This is a genomic window from Hyphomicrobium sp. GJ21, from assembly GCF_001006785.1.
GTDB lineage: Bacteria > Pseudomonadota > Alphaproteobacteria > Rhizobiales > Hyphomicrobiaceae > Hyphomicrobium_B.
In genome coordinates, this window is record NZ_CDHO01000002.1 from 25,005 (window position 1) to 50,472 (window position 25,468).

The 25,468-nt window shown below is 61.7% G+C and carries 19 protein-coding genes; 10 read left to right on the plus strand and 9 right to left on the minus strand.

Going from position 1 to position 25,468, the window contains the following annotated elements:
- Positions 1-47: 47 nt before the first annotated feature.
- Positions 48-2,336 (plus strand): TonB-dependent receptor, encoded by a 2,289-nt coding sequence (locus HYPGJ_RS03145; protein WP_244465996.1) that lies wholly within the window; start codon positions 48-50, stop codon positions 2,334-2,336.
- A gap of 64 nt (positions 2,337-2,400) precedes the next feature.
- Here the strand turns inward: HYPGJ_RS03145 and HYPGJ_RS03150 are convergent, their stop codons facing one another.
- Positions 2,401-4,002, minus strand: a complete 1,602-nt coding sequence (locus tag HYPGJ_RS03150) for a DHA2 family efflux MFS transporter permease subunit (RefSeq protein WP_046845880.1) — start codon at positions 4,000-4,002, stop codon at positions 2,401-2,403.
- 34 nt (positions 4,003-4,036) lie between these two features.
- Positions 4,037-5,341 carry an HlyD family secretion protein gene (locus HYPGJ_RS03155; RefSeq protein WP_046845881.1) on the minus strand — a complete coding sequence of 435 codons (1,305 nt, stop codon included), beginning with the start codon at positions 5,339-5,341 and terminating at the stop codon, positions 4,037-4,039.
- A gap of 164 nt (positions 5,342-5,505) precedes the next feature.
- Between HYPGJ_RS03155 and HYPGJ_RS03160 the strand changes: the two genes are divergently transcribed.
- Positions 5,506-6,177, plus strand: coding sequence for a TetR/AcrR family transcriptional regulator (locus HYPGJ_RS03160; protein WP_046845882.1), 672 nt, complete (start codon positions 5,506-5,508; stop codon positions 6,175-6,177).
- A gap of 15 nt (positions 6,178-6,192) precedes the next feature.
- Here the strand turns inward: HYPGJ_RS03160 and asnB are convergent, their stop codons facing one another.
- From asnB to HYPGJ_RS03175, 3 genes are all read right to left on the minus strand, one after another.
- Entirely contained in the window at positions 6,193-8,232 is a 2,040-nt protein-coding gene (asnB, locus tag HYPGJ_RS03165) for an asparagine synthase (glutamine-hydrolyzing) (protein ID WP_046845883.1), read from the minus strand.
- A gap of 288 nt (positions 8,233-8,520) precedes the next feature.
- Positions 8,521-8,835, minus strand: coding sequence for a hypothetical protein (locus tag HYPGJ_RS03170; protein ID WP_046845884.1), 315 nt, complete (start codon positions 8,833-8,835; stop codon positions 8,521-8,523).
- A 202-nt stretch (positions 8,836-9,037) separates the two neighbouring features.
- A complete protein-coding gene (locus tag HYPGJ_RS03175) occupies positions 9,038-9,883 on the minus strand; it encodes a MoxR family ATPase (RefSeq protein WP_013216089.1) in 846 nt (281 codons plus the stop codon).
- Positions 9,884-10,204: 321 nt separating this feature from the next.
- Here HYPGJ_RS03175 and dksA point away from each other — a divergent pair, with 321 nt between their 5' ends.
- Together dksA and HYPGJ_RS03185 are read left to right on the plus strand one after the other, a co-directional pair.
- Positions 10,205-10,927, plus strand: coding sequence for an RNA polymerase-binding protein DksA (gene dksA, locus HYPGJ_RS03180; RefSeq protein ID WP_046845885.1), 723 nt, complete (start codon positions 10,205-10,207; stop codon positions 10,925-10,927).
- Positions 10,928-11,264: 337 nt separating this feature from the next.
- Entirely contained in the window at positions 11,265-11,534 is a 270-nt protein-coding gene (locus HYPGJ_RS03185; protein WP_083984009.1) for a hypothetical protein, read from the plus strand.
- A 105-nt stretch (positions 11,535-11,639) separates the two neighbouring features.
- On the opposite strand, the gene HYPGJ_RS03190 is transcribed toward HYPGJ_RS03185, so the two are convergent.
- Positions 11,640-12,029, minus strand: a complete 390-nt coding sequence (locus tag HYPGJ_RS03190; RefSeq protein ID WP_046845887.1) for a flagellar biosynthetic protein FliO — start codon at positions 12,027-12,029, stop codon at positions 11,640-11,642.
- A 170-nt stretch (positions 12,030-12,199) separates the two neighbouring features.
- Between HYPGJ_RS03190 and HYPGJ_RS03195 the strand changes: the two genes are divergently transcribed.
- Complete coding sequence (locus HYPGJ_RS03195; protein ID WP_046845888.1) at positions 12,200-14,806, plus strand: PAS domain-containing sensor histidine kinase; 2,607 nt, start codon at positions 12,200-12,202, stop codon at positions 14,804-14,806.
- 381 nt (positions 14,807-15,187) lie between these two features.
- On the opposite strand, the gene fae is transcribed toward HYPGJ_RS03195, so the two are convergent.
- Entirely contained in the window at positions 15,188-15,745 is a 558-nt protein-coding gene (fae, locus tag HYPGJ_RS03200) for a formaldehyde-activating enzyme (protein WP_046845889.1), read from the minus strand.
- Positions 15,746-15,954: 209 nt separating this feature from the next.
- Between fae and recA the strand changes: the two genes are divergently transcribed.
- The 3 genes from recA to HYPGJ_RS03215 all read left to right on the plus strand — a co-directional run bounded on the left by recA (position 15,955) and on the right by HYPGJ_RS03215 (position 20,954).
- A complete protein-coding gene (gene recA / locus HYPGJ_RS03205; protein ID WP_046845890.1) occupies positions 15,955-17,088 on the plus strand; it encodes a recombinase RecA in 1,134 nt (377 codons plus the stop codon).
- 453 nt (positions 17,089-17,541) lie between these two features.
- Positions 17,542-20,235, plus strand: a complete 2,694-nt coding sequence (gene alaS / locus HYPGJ_RS03210) for an alanine--tRNA ligase (protein WP_046845891.1) — start codon at positions 17,542-17,544, stop codon at positions 20,233-20,235.
- Between the two features lie 233 nt (positions 20,236-20,468).
- The gene (locus HYPGJ_RS03215; RefSeq protein WP_046845892.1) at positions 20,469-20,954 is read left to right on the plus strand and encodes a hypothetical protein; all 486 of its coding nucleotides are present in this window, start codon (positions 20,469-20,471) and stop codon (positions 20,952-20,954) included.
- Between the two features lie 163 nt (positions 20,955-21,117).
- On the opposite strand, the gene HYPGJ_RS03220 is transcribed toward HYPGJ_RS03215, so the two are convergent.
- Complete coding sequence (locus HYPGJ_RS03220) at positions 21,118-21,726, minus strand: class I SAM-dependent methyltransferase (protein ID WP_046845893.1); 609 nt, start codon at positions 21,724-21,726, stop codon at positions 21,118-21,120.
- Between the two features lie 34 nt (positions 21,727-21,760).
- The gene (locus HYPGJ_RS03225) at positions 21,761-22,981 is read right to left on the minus strand and encodes an NADP-dependent isocitrate dehydrogenase (RefSeq protein WP_046845894.1); all 1,221 of its coding nucleotides are present in this window, start codon (positions 22,979-22,981) and stop codon (positions 21,761-21,763) included.
- Positions 22,982-23,240: 259 nt separating this feature from the next.
- On the opposite strand from HYPGJ_RS03225, the gene HYPGJ_RS18635 reads away from it, so the two are divergent.
- Together HYPGJ_RS18635 and HYPGJ_RS03235 are read left to right on the plus strand one after the other, a co-directional pair.
- Entirely contained in the window at positions 23,241-24,533 is a 1,293-nt protein-coding gene (locus tag HYPGJ_RS18635) for an RNA methyltransferase (RefSeq protein WP_083984010.1), read from the plus strand.
- 135 nt (positions 24,534-24,668) lie between these two features.
- Entirely contained in the window at positions 24,669-25,316 is a 648-nt protein-coding gene (locus tag HYPGJ_RS03235; protein ID WP_046846663.1) for a hypothetical protein, read from the plus strand.
- Positions 25,317-25,468 lie beyond the last annotated feature (152 nt).

Consider the following 25,468-nt stretch of genomic DNA (forward strand, 5'->3'; position numbering starts at 1 on the left):
GCGGTATTTGAGACCGCTCTCTGGGGATAGAAGAATTGGGGGAAATGATGCGTAGGTATGTTGGACTGACTGTGGCCGCTGTGGCGTTGGGGCCAATCTCGCCAACGCTTGCGCAAGAAACGCACGCCCAAGACGCAACGCCTCCGGCATCTGCGAACCAGCAGGCGCAATCGAACTCGCAAACCGTCGGCGCTGAATTGCCGTCGGTAGTCGTCGTTGCGCCAAAAAAAGTCGCCACATCGAAGCCGAAGTCGCGGAAACCGAAAGGGAATGACCCGACAGGACTGAAAGCCGCTGCTTCGAAGCCGGTGACGCCGCAATCGGTATCGTCGCCTGGCTCCGGAAACGACGATGCTGTTTCGGCGGCAACGATTCTACCGCCGCCCGGAACGCTCATAAGCCCACAATCAGGCACGCAGGCGACAACAGTCACAAATGCCCGCGATATCATTCCGACGCACGGCGCAACGCTCACCGACACGCTGGATCAGCAGCCGGGCATTGCCGGGTCCACGTTCGCGCCCGGCGCAAATCGTCCTATTCTTCGCGGGCTCGACAACAACCGAGTGCGAATTCAGGAAAACGGGATCGCGACAGGCGACGTTTCCGACATCAGCGAGGACCACGCTTTTCCGGTCGATCCCTATAGCGCCGACAGCGTCACGGTGGTGCGCGGACCTTCGACCATTCGCTACGGATCGCAGGCGATCGGCGGCGTCGTCAGCGCCGAAAACCAGCGAATTCCGACCTACATTCCGTATGGCGGCTTCACCGGCCAAGTCACCGGCGGATTGAGCTCCGTCGATAACGGACGCGACGGAGCGTTCAAGGCGACGGCAGGTTCGCAGGGCTTCGCCATCCACGCCGACGGTTTCGCGCGCCATGCCGACGATTACGATACGCCGGAAGGCCGTCAGGAAAACTCATTTCTCGACAGCCGCGGGGCGTCGATCGGCGGCTCCTTTATCGGACGTGACGGGTTCCTGGGCGTCAGCTACACGCGTTTCGATAGTCTTTACGCAGTGCCCGGCATCGAGGCCGCGGAAGAAAAATCGCGCATCGATATGGGCCAGGACAAGATCAACGCCAAAGGCGAATGGCGCGCGCCGGAAATGGGCATCGCCGCCGTGCGCGGCTGGTTTGGGTGGACGAATTACGCGCACAACGAACTCGTTTTCGATGAGGACGAGGGCGCCGACGCCGTCGGATCGCGTTTCACGAACCGATACACGGAAGGCCGCGCGGAAATCGAATCCGTGCCTGTTGCGACCGCGTTCGGCGCACTGACGAGCACCGCCGGCATTCAGATCAGCAACCGCCAGCTGGCCGGCATCAGCTTCGAGGGCGACAATCTGCTCGAACCCAATACGACGGACAGCATCGGAGGCTATCTGTTCGAGGAACTGCGCCTGGCGTCTGCGCTCAGGCTACAGGCCAGCGGCCGCGTCGAGAACGATAACGTCGGCGGGTCGATGTATGCGGATATCATGAACCCGCTACCCGACAGCCTCGTCGCCGAGCGCAAATCCTTCACGCCTGTCAGCGGCAGCCTCGGATTGCTCTACGACCTGCCGCACGGCATCGTAGCGCGGCTCACCGGAACCTACGCCGAGCGCGCCCCGGTTGCGCAGGAACTCTTTTCGAAAGGCGCGCACGAGGCAACGGAGACGTTCGAGATCGGCAATCCCGACATCGGCATCGAGACGTCGAAGTCGATCGAGTTCGGCTTCAACAAGACCGCAGGCCGCTGGCGGTTCGATTCATCCTTCTACTACACGCAATTCGATGGCTACATCTTCCGCGATTTCACCGGCGCAAAATGCGATGACACGATAGCCTCGTGCGGTTCCGGCAGCGAACTCGATCAGGTGATTTTCAATCAGAGGGACGCGACATTCTATGGCGTCGAGCTGGCGACCGAATACGACGTTGCTCAGATCTGGAACGGCATCTGGGGTGTCTCTGGCCAGTACGACTTCGTGCACGCCGAATTCTCGAACGGCGAGTACGTGCCGCGCATGCCGCCGCACCGGATCGGCGGCGGTCTCTACTATCGTGACGACGCGTGGCAGGCCAAGGTTTCATCCCTCTACGCGTTCAATCAGAACGATATCGCGCCCCATGAAACGCCGACTGCGGGCTACACGCTCGTCAACGCCGAGATCAGCTACACGATGACGTTGAACGGCGAGGGCGGCATCGCACCGAAGCTGATCATCGGGCTCAAGGGTGAGAACCTCTTGAACGAGGACATTCGCAACAGTGCGTCATTCAAGAAGGATGAAGTCCTGCAGCCCGGCGCGAACGCACGATTGTTTGGCACGCTCGTCTACTGAATAGAGAGATCATCGCCAGCCGCGCGTAACGCATGACTGGCGATGATGCGCTCGACAGAGAGAGCTAGTGACCACCCGCGCCTGCGGGGATCGCGGCGGGTTTGCGCATCAGCAACGTGAACAGCCCAGCCGTCGCAAACAGGATTGTCAGAAACAGGAAGACATCCGCGAACGACAGCACGTTGGCCTGCTTGCGCACGAGCATCGCGAGCTGCTTCAACGCCGTCAGATCGCCATCGGGCATCACTTGCGACATGGACTGCTGCATGTTTCTGAGCTGATCTTCCGCCACCGCCCGGCCCCACGCGACGTTCTCATGCAGGCGCTCGAGATGCAGATCGAGGCGCTTGTTGAGCAGCGTGTTGATGACCGCGAGGCCAACCGCACCACCGAGGTTGCGCGTGAGATTGAACAAACCGGAGGCATTCTTCAATTGCTCCGGCGGCAGCGTTCCGAGCGACAGATTGTTGATCGGCACCATGCATAACATCAGCGACGATCCACGCAGGATTTGCGGAATGAAAAGCTCCCAGAAGTCCCAGTCGGCGGTGATGGCCGTCGTCCAGTAGGTGCCGGCGGCGAAACCCGTGAAGCCGATCAGCATCATCACGCGTGGATCGAGTACGCTCGCCAAACGTCCGCTGATCGGCGCGGTGAGGAACATCGCGACGCCGGTGACGAACATCGTCTCACCGATCATCAGGGCATCGTAGCCGCGCACTTGCGCGAGATAGACCGGATAGAGATAGGTCAGGCCGTATAGCCCGATGCCCATCGTGAAGCTGAAGGCCGAGCCGAACGCAAAGTTCCGGTCTCGAAATGCGCGCAGTTCGACAATCGGTTCCTTCGCGGTCGTAGCCCGCCAGAAGAATATGATCGCGCCGACGACCGTCATAACCGCGAAGGTCGCGATGGTGCTGTCGTCGAGCCAGTCGTAGCGCGGGCCTTCTTCGAGAACGTATTCGAGCGAGCCGAGCATCACCGCCATGCCAGCGAGCCCGACGAAATCGAAGCGGCCGAACAGCGAATGATCCGGCTTGTCGAAATCGACGAGGAAGTACACGGCGATCGCAACCAGAATGCCAGGGCCGACATTGACGAGAAACAGCCAGTGCCAGGAAAAGGCGTTGCTGAGATAGCCGCCAACGGTCGGGCCGATGGTCGGCGCCAGCGTCGCGACGAGACCGATGATCGGCGACACGATGTTGCGCTTCGACGGCGGAAAGAGCGAGAACGCGACAGCGAACACGCTCGGGATCATGCCGCCGCCGATGAAACCCTGCAGCGCGCGGTAGACGATCATCTGATCGATCGTCGTTGCCGTCGCGCAAAGCGCGCTCGCGGCCGTGAAGCCGATCGCTGCCGACAGAAACAGCACGCGCGTCGAGAGCGCACGCGCCAGAAATCCCGACAGTGGAATCATCACGACTTCGGCGATCAGATACGCCGTCTGAACCCACGGAATTTCGTCCGAGCTTGCGGAAAGCCCGGCTTGGATTTCCGACAGCGACGCTGACACGATCTGAATGTCAAGGATCGCCATGAACATGCCGAACACCATCGCCATGAAGCCCGCGAGCTGGCGCGGCGTAACGCCGATCCATTCGAGTGTCCCCGGCGGCACGTCGGAAGCGGGATTGATTCTTGATGTGTCTGATCGGCTCATCACCGTCACCTTTCAGGTAACGCGATCTCCAGGATTAATTTGAAGCGTGCTGCTGCCCGGCGGTCTTAGGCGTCGTGCGCGTGTCGATATCGACGACCACCGACAGCCCCGGCCGCAACCGGCCTTTGGCTTCCGATGCCGGAACCTCGATGCGCACGGGCACGCGCTGCACGATCTTCGTGAAGTTGCCGGTCGCGTTTTCCGGCGGCAGCAGCGAGAACTGCGACCCGGAAGCGGGCGCGACGCTGACGACCTTGCCCTTCAACACCGTTCCGCCAAGCGCATCGACCTCCACGTCGGCTTCCTGACCGACGACGATGGGACCAAGCTGCGTCTCCTTGAGGTTGGCGTCGACGTAGACCTTGTCGAGCGGGATGATGGCAGCGAGCCGCTTCGCCGGCGTCACGTAGTCACCGACCTGCACGTTCTTGTTGCCGACGATGCCGTCGAACGGCGCGCGGATGACGGTGAACGAAAGATCGCGCGCCGCTTGCTCGACAGCGACCTGCAACTCCTTCGCAACCTGCGTCGCCTGTTCGCGCTGCGCATGCAGAAGCGCGATGTTCGCATCCGCCGACTGGATCGCGGCCTCGTTGGCCTTGACTTGCGCGCGTGCGGAATCACGAGCGGCGATCGCTGCATCGAGCGATGCCTTCGTCGCGTAGTCTTTGGCCGTCAACGCATTTGTGCGGTTGAAATCAGCTTCCGTCTTGATGACGTTGGCTTTCGAAGCGTCGATCTGCGCGCGCGCCTGCGCCGCTGCGGCTTCAGCCGCTTTGATCTGAGCGTCGAACGTTGCGATGGCCGCGTTCTGCGTCGCGAGCTTGGACTTCGCCTGGTCGAGGGCCAGCCGGTAATCGCCGTCGTCGAGGCGTACGAGAACGTCACCGCCTTTGACGAACTGGTTGTCGGTGACAGGAACGTCGGCGACGTAAGCGGAAACCTTCGGAGAGACCATCGACATGTGCACGCCGACGTAGGCATCGTCCGTCGAAACGATGAAGCGGCCGACGGTGATGTAGTGATATCCGGCCCACAGACCCGCCATCAGCGCCAGCGCGCCGATGCCGATGAAAATCGGCTTCTTGCGCGACGCAGGTTTTGACACGTCCTTGCTCGCGGCCGGAGAAACGCTCCCGCTTTCGCGGGCTGTTGCGGGCTCGCCCGAGTCGGCGCGCGGCGAGGCGTCGGCTTTCGCAGTGCGGGTCTCTGAAGCCTCAGGAGCGCTGCTCGACTTTGCGAGGGAATGAATGCGCCCGCTGCCCGATTGTTGGTTTTGGCGATGCGAGTTCTCGTCCGAGGTGTGATCGAGGACGGTCTGCAAAGTTCCTCGCGCCATGGGTAAATTCCCTTGTCTCGAAATGAGTAAATAAACCGTACGGTTCAGTTCGGACTTGACTTAGCTGCTCCGCTGGTCAATATCAAGGGGAAACTGAACCGTTTGGTTCACATGTTGACGCATTTCGCCAATCGGGCGCCAACGCTCGAATAGGATCAAAAGTCATGGAAACACGCCCAGCGACGCCAGAAGTCTTGGAACGACGAGGAGGGCGGCCTGCCGCCGGAACCGACCCGCACAAGCGTCGGCAGATCTTGGAGGGCGCGGGACGTGTCTTCTCCACGCTCGGCTTCGACGCGGCGAGCATGAACGACGTCGCCCGCGAGGCGAAAGTCTCGAAGGCGACGCTCTACGTGTACTTCCAGGACAAGGAGCATCTCTTCACGTCGATCTGCGCCGAGCGCCGCGATCGCAACATTTCAGAGCTGATCTCACTCCTTGATCCGCAGAAGCCCATCAGAGCCACGCTGCTTCAGTTCGGCACCGAGATGATGCGGATACTCTCCGATCCGTTCGTCGTCGCTGCCCATCGCATTGTCATCGGCGTCGCCGAACGGATGCCGGAAATCGGCACCGAGTTTTTCGAGGCTGGACCGAAGCGCATGGCGACCGCGCTTGCGGCCTACATCGACGCACACGTCGCGGCCGGACGATTGAACGCCCCGAATTCCTATCTCGCCGCCGCGCAGTTTCTTGAGCTTGTGCAGTCGCTGATCTTCCGTCCGCGTCTCTACGGTGCGATCACGGAACGTCCGACCGATCAGGAGATCGATACGGTCGTCGAGTCCGCGGTCACGATGTTCCTCGCGGCCTATCGCGCGAAGGACGCAAACTGAGAACGGAACCGGTCGTCAGACGGCGGCCGCTTCCGGCATCTGCTCCGCAAAAGCCAGATCGCGCGGATTCCTCTCGACGCCCGCGAGCGTATGCCAATCAGGCAGGTTCGCGAGCGAGGAATCGATGAACGTCTGGTGCCAGAGCTGCGTCGCGAGCACCGCAACGAGCCCAAGTTCCATCGAGCTTCGCTGATAGAAGCGCGACGACAGCTCCGTATATTTCGTTCGCCACAGTGCGACGGCCTCGGGATCGAAGTATCCGGTCTTTTTCAGCGAGGCTTCGCTGAGAAGTTCGTCGACGTAAGGCAGACGCTGCTGCAGGAAAAAGCCATCGAGCGGAGCGCGGAACATACCCTTCGGCCGCCACGCAACCGATTTCGGCAGCCATTTCTCCGCCACGCGCCGGACCAGATATTTTTCTTTGAGCCCTTTGATCTTCCAATTCGGATCAAGGCCCGCAACGAAATCGAACACGTTGTTGTCGAGGAACGGATAGCGCATCTCGACCGACTGGCTCATCGCGATGCGATCGCCCTTGAGGCTCAAAAGCTGGCCCGGAAGATGGATGCGGCCCGCCCAGTAAATCGCGCGATTGATCGGATGCCAACGCTCCGCCCGCCCGAGGTCGGGCGCGAAATCCGCATACGGATCATGATCGCCAAGCTCGCCGAGCATGTCGCCGCTGTAGAAACGAAAACGCGACGCGCCGAGCAGATCGTAAAAGCGCTGGAACGGATGCGCCCCGCCCGCCGACGGCGCGCAGCGATCGAGATAGGCGACGGCGTCCTTGTTACAGCCGAGCCACGTGAAGAAGCGTCTGCGAATGGCGGCATCGATCGTGCCGCCTGAAATGGCGCCCAGCCACTCGAGCACGCGGTCGATCTTGTACCACGGATAGCCGGCGAGCCATTCGTCGGAACCTTCGCCGGTCAATGCAACCTTGAAGCCCTTTTCATGCACTTTGCCTGCAAGAAGCATCAGCGCTGTGCACGACGTATCGGTAACGGGCGCTTCCGTTGCAACCAGCAGCCGTTGGTAGTTCGAAACGATTTCTTCCGAGCCGCACGGCACGATCGTCGGATCGGCCTTGAGATGGCGTGAGATCACGGCCGCCTGCTCGGTCTCGTCGAGTTTCGGATCGCGGATCTTGACGGTGAACGTCGCCGGCGGCGCGCCAAGAATGTCGCTCGCCATCGCGACGACCGTGCTCGAGTCGACGCCGCCGCTGAGATATGACGCAACCGGAACATCGGCGCGGAGCCGGCGCTTCACCGCCCCATACAGAACGCTCTCGAACTCATTGACGAGCGTCTTCTCGTCTTGGCCGCGCGCTTCTTTCCCTTTGTCGGGAAAGTCCATCGTCCAATATGCATGCTCGCTGATCGCGGCGGCGTCGCCATGACGGCCGCGCGAGATTTTCAAGAACTTGCCAGGTTGCAGGATGTTGATGCCGTCGAAGCAGCTGAACGGCCCTGCGACTGCGAGAAAATTGAAAACCGCGTCGATACCGCGCCGATCCGGTTTCGGTTCGATCATGCCTGTCGCGAGCAGCGTCTTGATCTCCGACCCGAAGATCAGCCAGTCGTTGCCGAACCGCGTCGTGCGCGTCCAGTAGAGCGGACAAATGCCGAAACGGTCGCGCGCGAGAATGAATTGCTGCTTGCGTTCGTCGAACAGCGCGACGGCAAACTGACCGTTGAGCTTTTCGAACATGTCTTCGCCGTGCGCTTCCCACATGTGCGGAAGAATTTCGGTGTCGCAGTGCGTTTTGAGCGTGTGACCGCGCGCCGTCAGATCGCGGCGCCAATCGTCGTGGTCATAGATTTCGCCGTTGAATACGACCGAGACGGATTTGTCCTCGTTGAACATCGGCTGTTGGCCATCGGCCAATCCGACGATGCTGAGGCGGCGCGATGCGAAGCCAACGCCGGGCCGCTGCAGATATCCGTCCTCGTCGGGGCCGCGATGCTGCATGGCATCGGCGGAGCGCTTAAGTACGGAGAGGGGAACCGAGCGGCGCCCTTTGAGATCGATGATTCCGAAAATGCCACACATACAACGTCCAAACTTTTTGATGGCTGTGGATTGCGCAGCAAGCGCGGCCGATGAAATCGGGATGTAGGCCGCATTACCGCAATTCTGCCGAGCAAGCTCTGGCGAACTTATGCTGCGGTTACCGTCCGGCGGTTCCGGAGCGGAATGTTTAAGGCCGGTACGTCACCGAATGGTGGTCGCCATTCGCGACAAATACGCACAAACAGAGCTGTTAAGGGAGCTAGGCCGGAAGGCTTAGCCCCCTCTTGAAATAGCGGTAAAAAACCGTCGATCGTGACCGGAAGATACTTACGGCGCCGGAGCCGGTGCCGGTGTGGTGGTCGAGCTGTCGGTTGCCGGCGGCGTAGCCGGTGTTTCAGCAGGCGCCGGAGCGGCTGGCGTTTCTGCTGCGGCCTTCTCGGCGGCAGCTTTCTCGGCAGCTGCCTTGTCGGCCGCTTCCTTGGCTTCCGCAGCCGCCTTGTCCGCATCAGCAGCAGCTTTATCTGCCGTCGCGCTGTCGGTCGCGGCCTTGTCGGCAGCGTTGTCAGCTTTCTCTTTTTGACTATCGCAAGCCGCGCTCCCAAGCGCGCCGAGCACTGCCAGCGCAATTAGCAACTTTCTCATGGCACATCTCCTAGCCGCAAAAGTAGTCTCACCGCTGAGTTAAGTAGGTGCGCGGGCATTCAGGCGCAATCACCGGCCGAAATCAAGGCGATTGCTCCGAAATGCGATGAACCAACTGAACATGGTTCGCGGTTTGAATACGAATTGCATCTAATTCGCATATGCGAGCAGCGGGCAGGAGAGAGCTGCTTTCTCGCAGCCGCTATTCTTTGCGCCGTCGCGTCATGAACGCCAATCGCTCGAGCAGATGAACGTCCTGTTCATTTTTGATGAGCGCTCCGGCAAGCGGCGGCACGAGCTTGCGTGGATCGCTCTCGCGGATGAGAGCGGGATCGATGTCCTCGTGCAGAAGCAGCTTCAGCCAGTCGAGCAACTCCGACGTCGACGGCTTTTTCTTGAGTCCGGGGACGTCGCGCAGTTCGTAGAAAATCCGAAGTGCATCGCCGACGAGCCGCTTCTTCAGTTCAGGGAAATGCACGTCGACGATCTGGCGCATCGTCTCTGCGTCCGGAAACTTGATGAAGTGAAAAAAGCAGCGCCTGAGAAACGCGTCCGGCAATTCTTTTTCGTTGTTCGACGTGATCAAAACGATCGGACGCGTCGTCGCCTTTACGGTCTCGCCCGTTTCGTAGACGAAGAATTCCATGCGATCGAGTTCTTGCAGCAGATCGTTCGGGAATTCGATATCGGCCTTGTCGATTTCATCGATCAGCAGCACCGAGCGCTCGGGTGCTGTGAACGCCTCCCACAGTTTGCCGCGCTTGATGTAGTTGGCGATATTCTTGACGCGCTCGTCGCCGAGCTGGCCGTCGCGTAACCGCGAAACGGCATCGTATTCGTAAAGGCCCTGCTGCGCCTTTGTCGTCGACTTTATGTGCCATTCGATCAACGGCGCGCCGAGCGCTCTTGCAACTTCGGCAGCGAGCACCGATTTGCCCGTGCCGGGTTCGCCCTTGATGAGAAGCGGCCGCTGCAATTGGATTGCTGCGTTGACGGCGACCTTCAGATCGTCCGTCGCAACGTAGGAGGAGGTGCCCTCGAATTTCATGAAACCCGTAACCTCGGAGTTTTGTGCTTCGCCAATCTATGGGGCGGCTGAAAGAACGAGCAAGATGACGGAAACGCACGACCGGCGGCGGGCTATCGTGCAATGGTGGCGGGCAAATTACCGGAGTACTCCCGTCAAGTCGTTGTTTTAACTGCCTAAAATTAGTCGTTTTTGGACGCGGATAGGGCAGCGCGCGTGCTTGACTTAGCGCCGCCTCGAATAGATAAGGATCGGCCGGAAATTAGGCCCGATTCACCTGGATCGAGTTTCCTTCGGCAACGATTATCAGCTCGAGCGCATAAGCCTCAGGAGAGGCGGACGATGAGCAAGACAATCGCGGCAAAGACGGCGAAGGGGAAATCCGCCGGGAAGAAAGCTGTTGCCAAGTCCGCTCAGTCGGCAAAGGCCAGCAAAACGCCGGCAGGCAAACCTGCCGCGGACAAAAAGAAAACGGCGGCAAAACCGGCGCCGGTCAAGTCTTCCAAGGTGAAGACGGCAACGGCCGCGAAACCGGCTACAAAGAAGGCTCCAGCAGCGAAGGTCGCAGCGCAGCCGGCCGCAGCGCCCAAACCGGCGTCAAAGAAGTCAGAGGGTACGAACAAGAAGATGGCTCCGCGCGTAAAGATTGCAGATATCGTTCTCCCTGCCGGCTACAAGCCGTCGGACGACGAGCCGTTCATGAACGACCTTCACAAGGCGTATTTCCGCAAGCGTCTGCTTGACTGGAAAGACGAGATCTTGCGCCAGACGCGCGAAACGCTGGCGATCTTGCACGAGGACTCGACGCAGCACGCCGATCTCGCCGATCGCGCGACCTCCGAAACCGATCGGGCGACCGAGCTGCGCACGCGCGACCGCCAGCGCAAGCTGATCGCCAAGATCGATGCGGCTGTCGGCCGGATCGAGGACGGGACGTATGGCTATTGCGAGGATACCGGCGAGCCGATCGGCCTGAAGCGGCTCGATGCCCGCCCGATCGCCACGTTGTCGGTCGAGGCGCAGGAGCGCCACGAGCGCCGCGAGCGCGTCTATCGCGAGGAATAGCTGAGGCGAGGGCGCGGCCTACCCCCGGCCGCCCCGTTTCGCGACATGGCTTTACCGGCCATTAATTGATTGGGGGGACACTCTTCTACCACAGCTTGTGCTGGCTGGGCGGTCGGCTTCCCGAAGGGGGAGCCGCTCGACGCAATGCTGGCCGTGCGCGCCGGGCGTCCGGCTCGCCGGAGAGGAGTTGGTCCGGCGCAACGGGACTAGGCGGTACGCGCCGGGCGGCCGGCTCCCCGGAGGGGAGTCGCCCGGCGCAACGGAACTAGGCGGCACGCGCCGGGCGGCCGGCTCCCCGGAGGGGAGTCGCCCGGCGCAAACAAAGGAGACAACGCTCGTGTCGATTACGATCTCGTCTACGCTGGCAGCAGCGGCGATCGCGACAATGGCCAGCGCCGTTCTGTCTTCGACGTCTTGGGTGAACGCGCTTCCGTATGTAGATGTCAGCGCAAGCCCGGAAATGTGGAATGCCGCTTCGGCAGCGCGCAAACAGTCGGCGCGATCAGCAAAACGCGGCCTGCAAAATCAGTTTGCCAGTGCCGTCAGGCCGCTCGACCTTCACAAATTGACGATGGCCGATTTCGGCGACGTCGACGCTTCCCACTAAATCCATCCTGATCCGGCAAACCAGTCGTAGATGGCCGCCTTCGCGGCCATGAAGCTTTTGCATCGATCGCCGAATTTCTAATCCCTATTCCCTAAAACCTAATCCCTAAAACTGCGGTCCGGAATCCGACTCCGGCGGAGTTTGCGAGCCGCGCGCGAACATCGGCGGGCGGCGGAAACCGGCGCGATCGCGAGGCGGCGCTATTTCAGACTGCGGCGGCGCGGCGGGCGGAGTGATGCCCGTTTCAATGACGACGTCGACAGGCCCGCCGGTCATCAACAGATGCTCGACGCCGTCGCGCCGGATCAGCACCAGCTTTCTGCGACTGTCGACGCTGGCATGATCAACGACCTCGAGCCTGCGCTCGCCTTTTTGCCGGAACAGAACGGAGGACGGACTGGTCCCGTTTAAATAAGCTCGCAGGAAAACCGCGATGCCCGCGCTCGCCAATCCCAGCACGACCAACAGCAACGTCCAGAAGATATAGCTTTGCATGCGCGCCTCGTGCCTGGTTGCCTCAATGCCGCGTATCGAATTCTTGCAAGAGACAGCGATCGATACACGCGAGTTGACTGCATGTTAACTCTCTTGAGCGAAGTCTTAGCCAACAGAAAAGCGCCGACTCGTTGCGGCACAGTTGCAGTTGCGTTTGAGTTCCAGTTCCCATGCTCCAGACTGACGCCCCGGCCATCGAGAATCAGATAGATTCCGAGCCCATGAAGGATCGCGAGGCGTTGAGGATCAATGCCGCCCCGCTCGACACGCTGAACACAGCGGAAGGGTTCGGCGGGTTCCTCCCCATAGCAATGATCGTTGCCGCTGCGGGCGCCCTGGTTTTTGGCCTGCTTGCGAGCAGCTCCGGCAAGCCGGTTCTGCTGACCGTGATCGCGGTTCTGGCAATGCTCGGCATGTTCCTGATCTTTGGCGTCGCCGCTGGACACATTCGCATCGGAGCGCGCGTGGCGCCGGGCGATCTGCTCAAGGCTGCCGCCGACGCCAGCGACGAACCGCAGATTCTCGCGCATCAAGACAGTACGGTCGTGTACGCGAATTCGGCGCTCGAAGATATGTTCGGCCGTCATGAAGCGGGACCGTTCGCGGCGCTCGATGCCGTGATGAGCGCCGAGCCCGAAGCGACGCAAGCTCTCTTTCGCCTGACGCGCGCCGCCGAACGCGGCGAGAGCCGCAGCGAGGATGTCCGATTGCGTCCAGGCCCGTCGCGCCGCCCGGCGTGGGTCAGGATTTCCGTGCGCCCGTTCGTTTCGACCGGCAATGGCGACGGCACGCTTCTGCGGCAGCGTCTCGCGCTGTGGCGCATCCGGGACATTTCGAAAGACAAGGCGCAAGAAGCGCAGCGCGTCGGCACGCTTGAAACCGCGCTCGCAGCCTTCGACACGATGCCGGCGGGCTTCATGTCGATCGCCGGCGACGGCACCATTCTTCACGTCAACGCCGCGTTCGAGCAGTGGCTCGGCTATCCGGTCGGCTCGCTCCGGACGCATCATCTGCGCCTGGCCGAACTTGCGGGCGGCGACGGCGCACGCCTTCTCGAGAACATGGCGGAGATCCCGGAAGCCGATCAGCGCGTCGTCGATCTCGACCTGACGCGGCAGGACGGCCGCATGGTACCGCTGACGCTGCTCGTCGAACCAGCGGGCGGTCATCCCGATGAAGGTTTCACGATCACCGCTATCAACCGTCTGACGGCTGGTCTCGGAGATCGGACGCCGCAGGACGTTCGCGCCTCGCAGTTCTTCCAGTCGGCGCCGTTCGGCATCGCGACGATCGACGGCGAAGGCCGGATCGCGAGCTGCAACCCCGCATTCATGCGCCTCGTGCTCGACGGACGACCTGCGCAGGACGTTCTGGCTTGCGAAGCGCTGGGCCGCACCGGCGACGCTGGCGAGCGCACGCGCATCGAAGAAGGACTCGCCGAAGTCCTCGCCGGGCGCGGCAACGTGCAGCCGATCGAGATCACGGCGGGCGATCAGAAGCAGTTCACCTGCCGCGTGTTCATGTCGCCGCTTGCCGCCGTGTCTGGCGGCGCCGCAGCTGCGCTCTACGTCATCGACGCGACCGAGCAGAAGCAGCTCGAGGACCGGGTTTCGCAGGCGCAGAAGATGGAAGCCGTCGGCAATCTGGCGGGCGGCATCGCGCACGACTTCAACAACGTGCTGACGGCCATCATCGGCTTTTCGGATTTGCTGCTGCAAACGCACCGTCCGAGCGATCCGTCGTACAAGGACATCAAGAACATCCAGTCGGCTGCGAACCGCGCTGCCAATCTCGTCGCCGGACTGCTCGGCTTCTCGCGCAAGCAGATGCAGCAGGTCTCTGTGTTCGATCTGAACGAGCTGACGTCCGATATGCGCGCCATGCTCAAGACGCAGGTGCGCGAGAAGATCGATCTGCAGTTCCAGGCGGGCCGCGATCTCTGGTACGTCCGCGCCGACAGCAACCAGCTGTATCAGGTCATTCTGAACCTCGCGCGCAACGCTCGCGACGCCATGCCCGACGGCGGCAAGCTGACGATCCGCACGCAGAACGTCACCGAGCGCGAAAGCCAGCGCATGAGTCCCGCTGCGGGCTTCACGCCGGGCGAATACGTGCTGCTCGAAATCTCCGACACCGGGACCGGCATGAGCCCGGAAGTGATGGCGAAGATCTTCGAGCCGTTCTTCACGACCAAGGGCATCGGCAAGGGCACGGGTCTCGGCCTCGCCTCGGTCTATGGCATCATCAAGCAGTCGGGCGGCTACATTTTCCCCGAAAGCGAACTCGGCAAGGGCACGACCTTCAAGATCTTCCTGCCGCGCTATGTCGTCGAGGACAACGAAGAGCCTGCAGCCGTGCGTCCGCAGCCCGTCGCCGCCGGCAAGAAGGAACTCCAGGCAACCGATCTCACCGGCACTGGCCGCGTGCTGCTCGTCGAGGACGAGGTCGAGGTTCGCCAGTTCGCGGTGCGCGCGCTGAAGCGTCAGGGCTATCAGGTTCTGGAAGCGACCGACGGCGTCGAAGCGCTCGAGATCATGGCGGCGAATGAAGGTGAGATCGACATCGTCGTCTCGGACGTCGTGATGCCGGAGATGGATGGCCCCGCGCTGTTCAAGGAACTGCGGAAGCGCAATCCGTCGATCAAGGTGATCTTCGTCTCGGGCTATCCGAACGAAGCCTTCCGCGAGAGCATGGGCTCCGACAATTTCGCCTTCCTGCCGAAGCCGTTCTCTCTTCCCCAACTCGCCGCGAAAGTGAAGGAAGAGCTGGCGAAGTAGAAATCCTCTCGCTTCGTCATCCTCGGCCGAGCGCGGCGAAGCCGAGCCGAAGGCCGGGGATCCAGCACAAGACTTGTCGCAGACGCAATATTGAGCCTTGGGCAATTCTTCTGTTGGATTCCCAAACGGCCTTCGCATGCTCAGCCGTTCGAGAATGACGAAAGAACTTCAGAGCCAGCCAGAATTTCGAGCGTCGTCTGAAGATCTCTATCCAAACGCCACTTCTCCCCTCCCGTCAGGGGAGGGGCCGAGCGCGAGGTGAAGACCCATGCGGATCGTCTGCAGCAGAAATGAATGCGGGCGGCACCTGATGATCAGTGCACCGCCCGCATATCGGAACGAACTCGACGCAGATGTTTGCCGTCCGAGCTTGATCGAACCTTAGATCTCGCCCTTGAGACCCTTCTCGAAATATTTGTGAATGACCTTGTCCTGGTTCTCCAGCAGCCAGTCGATCGTCGGCTGATAGGTCATCGCCTTGTGAATGGCGAGCGCCGTCGCCTTGCGATGAATATCGAACAGGATCTTGTGGTCGAGCTTCTCGATCGTCGCAACTGACGGGTTGAGCCACACCGACACGATGATGCCGAGATCATCGACCTTGTCGCGGGGCAGGTCGCCAGCACGCACGGCGTCGAGCACGCCCATCGACGTCGCATACTGAACGGTGCCCATGAGGATGTTCGTGTAGCGCTCGTTCTCGACCGTCACCTTGCTGACGCACAGCGTCGGCGGACGCACCATGACGTCGGTGTTGAGCAGCGACAGCACCTTGCTGTGCCCTTTGGTCTGGTCGCCGAGAAGCGTCGCGAAGGCCGTGCCGAACGGGCCGTCCATTTCGCCGATCGCAACTTCGGGTTCCGCCGCAGTGCCTGGCGGGCCGCCCGCGACCAGGGCTTCGCCGACCCGGATGCCGAAACGGCCGCTTGATGCGCTCATGTCTGATACCTCGTCTTGGTTCCTGAAATCATTCCGGCTCATCATGCCGAATAGCGGACCGATAGCCCACTTGACCCCTGTCCACTCTATAAGTTCCGCTTATTTGAGCGACGCGAGAACAAAACGTGATTGACGCGAGTGGAACAAATAGGGTACATATATCCTTAATTGAAGGCGCTGGGCGCTTGCCATATTGAGGGACGACGACGATGGAACGGCCGGATTGGACTGTGCTCGAAGGGGGCAAGATGGACAAGAAGCAGGCGCTCGAACACGCGCTTCAACAGATCGACAAGAACTTCGGTAAAGGGTCGATCATGCGCTTGGGCGCCAACGACAAGGTCGATATCGAAGCGATACCGACCGGCTCGCTCGGGCTTGATATCGCCCTCGGCATCGGCGGCCTGCCCAAGGGCCGCATTATCGAGATTTATGGTCCCGAAAGCTCGGGCAAGACCACGCTTGCGCTGCACGTGGTGGCGGAAGCCCAGAAGCGCGGCGGCATCTGCGCCTTTGTCGACGCCGAGCACGCGATCGATCCGGGCTATGCCAAGAAGCTCGGCGTCAAGATCGAAGACCTTCTGATTTCGCAGCCCGATACCGGCGAGCAGGCGCTTGAGATCGCCGATACGCTCGTCAGATCCGGCGCCGTCGATGTGCTGGTCGTCGACTCGGTCGCCGCTCTGACGCCGAAGGCCGAACTCGAAGGCGAGATGGGCGACAGCTTGCCGGGCCTGCAGGCGCGCTTGATGAGTCAGGCGCTGCGCAAGCTGACCGGCTCGATCTCCAAATCGAAGTGCATGGTCGTCTTCATCAACCAGATCCGCATGAAGATCGGCATCATGTTCGGCAACCCGGAAACGACGACGGGCGGCAACGCGCTGAAGTTCTATGCCTCCGTCCGCCTCGATATCCGCCGCATCGGCCAGATCAAGGAGCGCGAGGAAACGGTCGGCAACCAGACCCGCGTCAAGGTTGTCAAGAACAAGGTCGCGCCGCCCTTCAAGCAGGTCGAGTTCGACATCATGTATGGCGAGGGCGTCTCGAAAGTCGGCGAGCTGATCGACTTGGGCGTCAAGGCTGGCATCGTCGAGAAGTCAGGCGCTTGGATGTCCTATAACGGCGACCGCATCGGCCAGGGCCGCGAGAACGCCAAGACGTATCTCAAGGAAAACCCGAAGATCGCCGCCGAGATCGAAAACGCCATACGCGCCAACGCTGGTCTGATCGTCGAGAAGATGCTGGTCAACCCGGACGCGGGCGAGGATGACGGCGAGGAGCCGGACGAGGACGGCGTCCTGCCCGACGAAGACACCAAGAAAGTCGCCAAGGCCAAGCGCTGACGAATCGAACGTCGGAGAACATCATCATCCTCGAACGGCAAAACCGTGAGCCGTTCGGGGACCCTGCATAAAACTGCCGGAGGCTCATTATAGCGCCTTCGACGAGATTTACTCTGGATCCAGGTTTTCGCCTGCGCTCAGCCGAGAATGACGGAAGGGAGTGCGCCCACTATACAACCGTCATCCCGGCGCAGGCCGGGATCTGCCCAAGCCGATGCCTTGCGGTTTGTCGGATGCTCGGACGGATGCCCGCCTTCGCGGGCATGACGGAGACAGGGCCTGCAATATTCGTGGCGGACGGAGTTGCCATCCCGTGCCGTGAGACCGGCCTTTCCGTCTCACCTTCCGTTTCTGGACACTCTCCAGGGCCGCCGCTACAACGGCGGCCTTGAACCGTTCCAGGGACGCTTCGGTCCGGGCGGTTATGTCCGCGAATAAGGCTTGAAGGCACACATGGCTGGCGTCAGCGCAATCCGCTCTTCGTTTCTCGACTACTTCGCCAAGAACGGTCACGAGGTCGTGCCGTCGTCGCCGCTCGTGCCGCGCAACGACCCGACGCTGATGTTCACCAATGCCGGCATGGTGCAGTTCAAGAACGTCTTCACCGGGCAGGAGACGCGCGCCATCCCGCGCGCCGCCTCATCGCAAAAGTGCGTCCGCGCCGGTGGCAAGCACAACGACCTCGACAACGTCGGCTACACCGCGCGCCATCACACGTTCTTCGAGATGCTCGGCAACTTTTCGTTCGGCGATTACTTCAAGGACCGCGCCATCGAGCTGGCCTGGAATCTGCTGACCAAGGATTTCGGCCTCGACGCGAAGCGCCTGCTCGTCACGATCTATCACACCGACGACGACGCTTATAAAATCTGGAAGAAGGTCACGGGCTTCTCCGACGACCGCATCATCCGCATCGCCTCGAGCGACAACTTCTGGCAGATGGGCGACACCGGCCCCTGCGGTCCGTGTTCGGAAATCTTCTTCGACCACGGCGATAAAATTCCTGGCGGCCCGCCGGGCTCGCCGGACTCGGAAGGCGACCGCTTCATCGAGATCTGGAATCTCGTGTTCATGCAATTCGAGCAGCGCGCGCCCGGCGATCGCATCGATCTCCCGCGCCCCTCGATCGACACCGGCATGGGTCTCGAGCGTATCGCGGCCGTGCTCCAGGGCAAGCACGACAATTACGAAATCGACCTCTTTGAAAACCTCATCCAGGCGATCCGGCAAGAAGCCGCCAAGACTGGTGCGAAGGAAACCGGCGGCGACGCAAGCCCCGAGTTCCTGAACGTCGCGCGCCGCGTCATCGCCGATCACCTGCGCTCGACGAGCTTCCTGATCGCCGACGGCGTGCTGCCCTCGAACGAAGGCCGCGGCTACGTGCTCCGCCGCATCATGCGCCGCGCCATGCGTTACGCGCACCAGATGGGCTGCCACGATCCGCTGATGCATCTGCTCGTGCCGTCGCTGGTGCGCGAGATGGGCGACGCCTATCCCGAACTCGTGCGCGCGCAGCCGCTCATCACCGAAACGCTGAAGCTCGAAGAAACGAAATTCAAACGCACGCTCGACAACGGCCTGAAGCTCCTGGGCGAAAGCTCCGCGAGCATGAAGAAGGGCTCCGTCTTCCCCGGCGACGTCGCGTTCAAGCTCTATGACACCTACGGCTTCCCGCTCGATCTGACCGAAGACGCGCTGAAGCCGCGCGGAATTTCCGTCGACACCAACGCCTTCGACGCCGCGATGAAAAAGCAGAAGGATGCCGCCAAGGCCGCCTGGAAAGGCTCGGGCGAAGCAGCGACCGAAGGCCTGTGGTTCGAGATCAAGGACAAGGTCGGTGCCAGCGAGTTCCTCGGCTACGACACCGAGACCGCCGAAGGCATCGTCACGGCGCTCGTCGCGAACGGCAAAGACGCAAATACATTGAAGGCGGGCGACGAGGGCGCGCTCATCCTCAACCAGACGCCGTTCTATGGCGAAAGCGGCGGCCAGGTCGGCGACCAGGGCGTCATCAAGGGCGCAAAGGGCGCGCTCTTCCGCGTGGCCGACACGCAGAAAAAGCTCGGCGATCTGTTTGTGCACTTCGGCAAGGTCGAGGCTGGCAGCTTCACAGCCGGCGACGCCGTCGAGATCGAAGTCGATCACGCCCGTCGCACGGCGACACGCGCCAATCACTCCGCGACGCATCTGCTGCATGAAGCGCTGCGGCAAGTGCTCGGCACGCACGTCGCGCAGAAGGGCTCATTGGTTTCACCCGATCGCCTGCGCTTCGACTTCTCGCATACGAAGCCGATGTCGGCCGACGAAATCAAAGCCGTCGAGGACATGGCGAATGCCGTGCTGCTCGAAAACACGCCTGTCGTGACGCGCTTGATGGCGCTCGACGAGGCCCGCGCGTCCGGCGCAATGGCGCTGTTCGGCGAAAAATACGGAGATGAAGTGCGCGTCGTCTCGATGGGCTCGACGCGCCCCGGCGCCAACAAAGCATGGTCCGTCGAACTCTGCGGCGGCACGCATGTTACGCGCACCGGCGATATCGGGCTCGTGCGAGTCGTGGCCGAAAGCGGCAGTGCCGCAGGCGTTCGCCGCATCGAAGCGCTGACGGGTGAGGGCGCGCGCGCCTACCTCGATGAACAGGACGCGCGCGTGCGCGAAGCCGCGAGCGTACTGAAGACGCGTCCCGAGGACCTGATCGAGCGGCTGAAGCATCTCGTCGAAGAACGCAAGGTTCTCGAAAAGCAGCTGGCCGACGCCAAGAGGCAGCTGGCGCTCGGCGGCGGCGTCAACGGCGCATCCGACGGCGCGGATGCCATCCGCAGCATCGGCAACGTCAAGCTGCTTGCGCGCACCGTGCAGGGCCTCAATCCGAAGGATCTGCGTGGCCTGATCGACGACGGCAAGAAGCAGGTCGGCTCCGGCATCGTCGCGATCGTCGGCGTGACGGAAGACGGCAAAGCCGGTCTCGCGGTCGGCGTGACGGAAGACCTCGTCAAGTCGTGGAGCGCCGTCGATCTCGTGAAGGCGGGAGCCGAAGCGCTCGGCGGCAAGGGCGGCGGCGGCCGTCCCGACATGGCGCAGGCGGGCGGCCCAGACGGAGCCAAAGCCGGCGACGCACTGAAAGCCATCGAAGCCCGCCTCGCAGGCTGACGCGTCGTAGACGCTACGCCCTCCCGTTCGTCATGGCCGCACAGGCGGCCATGCTCGCCGTGCGCAACGGACGTGGTCTCGCGTTTCGATGTCTGATTGCCACGACGCTCGCGGCTCACCCCGAAATGCCGGAGATGGCAGGCTGCGGAACATAACCTTGCCGGGAATTCACGAGTGACGGTCGGGAAGTTTGGGTATATAGCCCGGCAAACTTCCTGCTGGGATACTCGCAAATGCATCGCTTCCGTGCCTTGGGTTTTGTCGTTTCGGCCGCATCTGTTCTGGCGTTAACGCTTCCGGCGCTTGCCAACGATCCAGTTGTCAAGCTTGCGCCGACGCCGATGCCCAAAGCCGGTCCGACGGTCACGGCGGCGGAGGGTTTTTGCGGTGATCCGACAGCGAAGGCTCAAGAGCTGATCGACCGGTATTCGGCGAAGTCCGATCTGAAGCAGGTCTACAAGAGCGATCAGTACGTCGCTTACAGCGACGACGATAAGAATGCCTCCGTGATGTACACGTTCACGGTGAAAGGGCATCCCGCTTACCCGGCAGCCATCTGCCGCAAACCCGTGCAGCAGGGCGATAACCTCGTCATCACGATGGCCGTGGTCTGCGATGGCGAAAAGGATGCCTGCGCCACGCTGAAGAACGACTTCAACGTCATGACCGCCAAGATGCAGGCCGAAGTCGATCAGCAGATCGCCGCCCAGAAGAAATAGCGCGTTCGCTCACGCTCCCGCATGGCGGCCGGCTCGCGGAACGCGAGTCGCCATGCGCAATCCAAAACTCGGCCGGCTCGCGGAACGCGTGAATTCGACCCGCGCGTGGCGGCCGGCTCCGCGAAGCGGAGTCGCCACGCGCAAACAAAGACTCCACGCGCCATCAAAGGCTCTTCCTCGCGAGCCAGATGCTGTGCCCGCCGGTCTGCGGATCGTCGAACACGTTGGCGACGACCTCGAAGCCGTTGTCAGCGAGCAATGCGCGATAAGCGTCCGGTGCGAGACTGGAATGGTAGAGTGGTTCGCCGCCGAAGGTCCCCATTGCCACGCCGTCGCTCGGCCCGCTGGTGAACATCAGAGCGGCATGAGGTGCCGCGTGCGCGCAGAAAACCGCAAACATGCGGCGCTGATCGTCCCGCGTCAGATGAAAGAAGCTGTCCCACGCGAGCAGGCCGTCGAAGGTTCGCCCGAGGGACAACGTGCGCATGTCGGCGACGTCCCAAGCGCTTTCAGGAAAACGCGCCCGGCAGCGTTCTATCATGGTGGGTGACGAGTCGACACCGTGAACCTGATAGCCCGCTCGCACGAAATAGCCCGCAACAGGCTCGCCCGCCCCGCAACCGATGTCGAGCACCGAGCCGCCCTTGGGCAGCAACGCTTCGAAGCGCTGTAACCACGCGTGTTCGGGTAGGCTGCGGGATCGCTCCGCGTCCCAGAGGTGCGCGTGCCGCTCGTAGAGCCCGATGATGCGATCCGCCTCGCTGTCTGTCATGCGAAGCCTCGCATCATCGATCGTCGCGACGGGCTTATGCTTTCGCGCCCATCGCCGCTTTCAGGTTCTCGTCGACCTTGTCGAGGAAGCCCGTGGTCGACAGCCACTTTTGATCGGGGCCAACGAGCAGCGCGAGGTCTTTCGTCATGAACCCGGATTCAACCGTCGAGATGCACACCTTTTCGAGCGTCTTGCAGAAGTTCGCCAGCGGCTCGTTGCCGTCGAGCTTGGCGCGATGTGCGAGGCCACGCGTCCACGCAAAAATCGAGGCAATCGAGTTCGTCGACGTTTCCTTGCCCTTCTGATGCTCGCGGTAATGGCGCGTCACCGTGCCATGCGCGGCTTCCGCTTCGACGGTCTTGCCGTCGGGTGTCATGAGCACGCTCGTCATGAGGCCGAGGGAGCCGAAGCCTTGCGCGACGGTATCGGACTGCACGTCGCCGTCGTAGTTCTTGCAGGCCCAGACGTAGCCGCCCGACCACTTGAGCGCGCTCGCAACCATGTCGTCGATCAAGCGGTGCTCGTAGGTGATCTTGCGCTTTGCGAATTCATCCTTGAATTCCGCGTCGAAGATTTCCTGGAAAATGTCCTTGAAGCGCCCGTCATAGACTTTGGCGATCGTGTTCTTGGTCGAGAGATAGACGGGATAGTTGCGTGCAAGGCCGTAGTTCAGCGACGCGCGCGCGAAATCGCGAATGGACTCGTCGAGATTGTACATCGCCATCGCGATGCCGGCGCCCGGTGCATTGAACACGTCCTTTTCGATCACCGCGCCGTCGTCGCCGGTGAACTTGATCGTCAGCTTGCCCTTGCCGGGAAATTTGAAATCGGTGGCGCGGTAGATGTCGCCGTAGGCATGACGGCCGACGACGATCGGCTGCGTCCAGCCGGGCACGAGACGAGGCACGTTCGTGCAGATGATCGGCTCACGGAAGATGACGCCGCCGAGGATGTTGCGGACGGTGCCGTTCGGGCTCTTCCACATTTCCTTGAGATTGAATTCCTTGACGCGTGCTTCGTCCGGCGTGATCGTCGCGCACTTGATGCCGACGCCATGCGTTTTGATCGCGTTGCCGGCGTCGATCGTCACCTGATCGTCGGTCTTGTCGCGGTTCTCGACGCCGAGGTCGTAGTACTCGATGTTGAGATCGAGGTACGGGTGAATGAGCTTGTCCTTGATCAGCTTCCAGATGATGCGGGTCATCTCGTCGCCGTCGAGTTCGACGACGGTGCCTTCAACCTTGATCTTGTTCATGGGGATGATCTCGCAAGCGAAAATGGAGGATGGACGAGTGGGCCGGACCTTAAAGGTCCCCGGCGCACCGATGAAGCGTACCTTCGCCGCAGTCGTGCGGCAGTTCGCGAGCGGGATCAAGCCCTCCGGGGCTTAGACCAAAGGCTGGGCAAGCGCCGCTCATTTGTTTAGCAATGTTCCAAGCTAGGGACCCTTCAGTGCGCGTCTATAGTATGACTGCGGCGGCCGCTGCGGGATCGCGTGCGAAACGGAGACGGATTTGAACGCCGGGACTGAGACCGATAACCGTGACGCGAACGTCGATGTGAAGATCGGCGCGGGCGGCGAACCCGTGCTCGGATCTCGCGAGACGCGCGTCGCCGAAGTCGTGCACGCCTGTCATGCGGTCTCGATCGATCAGGGCCTCGAAACGCTCGCCATTCCTGGACTGACGCGCCAGACGCTGGAGCCCGTGCTGCAGTACTGCGCCAGCCTCAAGTGCATCGAAGATCAGGTGACGTGCCCCGGCTGTAAGCGCCGCACCGAAGTTCAGGGCATCGAGACGCTCGATCAATTCATCCTGAGCAAAAAAGAGATCGTTGTCGGCGACGGACGCGTCCGCCTGAACGGCGAAGGCACCGAGACGATCGCGACGCCGTGCCTCGAGTCGCTCGCCAAGCAGTGGTCGGGCGAGAATTACTGGTTCTGGGCGCGCCGCGTCATCCGCAAGCTTCGCCACGGCCTGCGCCGGGCACACATGAAGGGCGAGCCGGTCGCCGGAGAAGGCGAGACGCCGTCGGTCATCCTGATGGAGCCGCAGCTGGCCGACAACATCGGCATGGTGGCGCGCGCCTGCGCCAATTTCGGGCTCGACGATCTCCGCCTCGTCAATCCGCGCGATGGCTGGCCGAATGAAAAGGCCCGCATCGCGGCCTCGGGCGCCAACTACGTGATCGACGATGCCCGCCCCTTCGAGAAACTCGAGGACAGCATCGCGGATTTGAACTGGATCGCCGCTACAACCGCTCGCCAGCGGGACATGCGCAAGCCCGTCCTGACGCCCGAGCAGGCGATCGCCGAGGCCCGCGCCCGGATCGCGCGCGGTGAACGCTGCGGAATTCTTTTCGGGCGCGAGCGCAATGGCCTCGAGACCAGCGAGGTCGCGAACGCCGACGCGCTGATCATGATTCCGGTGAATTCGCGCTTCGCGTCTCTCAACCTCGCACAGGCAGTGCTGCTTCTCGGTTACGAATGGATGCGCAGCGATGCCGGTCGCAGTCTCGGCCGCGTCACAACCTATGAGAAGCCCTTGAACGAAGGTCTGTACATGGGCCGCGACCGCCCGGCGACCAAGGAGGAACTCATTGGTCTGTTTGAACATTTGGAGCGGGAACTCGAGGCAAACGGGTTTTTCAATCCCGCCCATCGCAAAACGGTCGTGTCACAAAACCTGCGCACGCTGCTGACACGAATGAACGCCACGGAACAGGAAGTTCGGACCCTTCGTGGCATAGTTGCCACGCTCGCACAGGGCAAAGGGAGGGCCCGAAAAGGCCCAAGTGCGACGCCTTGATCTGGACATGTTTTGGGCTGAGCGATGCCAAGGGAAAAGGCATACTGGCGATATGCAACGTGGCTTGCGAGACGCCGCGTCGGACGGCTTTCGACGGAAACCGGAAAAGAAATTCAGGCTCAACTGGAGATGTTGATGAATATTAAGGCGGGGGTGGTGTTGGCGGGCGTTGCTGCGCTGACGCTTGCGGGGAGTGTGACGTCAGCAAGCGCTCAGGACCTGAGTGAACACGCGGTCAAATCGTTCATGGAATACGCTTGGTCGCTGACGCCTCAGCAGTTTTCCAAGCCGGACGGCTCAGTCATCGTCATCGACAAGACGAAGAAGGATCAGGTCGTTGTTCCGCTGGATGTGGCGCGCGAGGTCATCAAGGCCGGCCGTCTGTCGGCGCATGCCCAGATCTGCGACCTGCGCGACGATCAGATCCTGAACCACCGCGCGCTCATGCGCCGCGAAGAATTCAAGAAGAAGTGGACGCCGCAGCAGATGGTCTACATCAGCCAGCTCCACCTCACGACGGTCATGCTGCTGACCGGGCGCATCCGTCTCGTCGAGAAGCAGGGCGACAAGGAAGTCGTCGTCGACGAGAAGAAGGAGTCGGCGCAGTCGTGCACCGACGAGCAGAAAAAGAAGGTTAAGGAGCTGATCACGGCTTACGTCGAGGCGAGCCCGCCGGTGAGCGCGGTCGCCGGTAAACCCCCGGCCCAGCCAGCCCAGCCCCAGCAGGGAGCCCCGACGGCCACCGGCTCGGTCGCGGGGGGCACGACGGTCGAGAAGAAATAGCGGCGAATAGGCCGTTGACGGGACGGCTGACCGCCTCTATCAACCATTCCGCGCGGGCCTTCGGGCCCGCGTTTGATTTCCGCGCACCCGTGGCGGGACTGTAGAAGGTCCATGCCTGTCAGCCCTCGAATGAGGGTAGAGGAGGGGGCGCT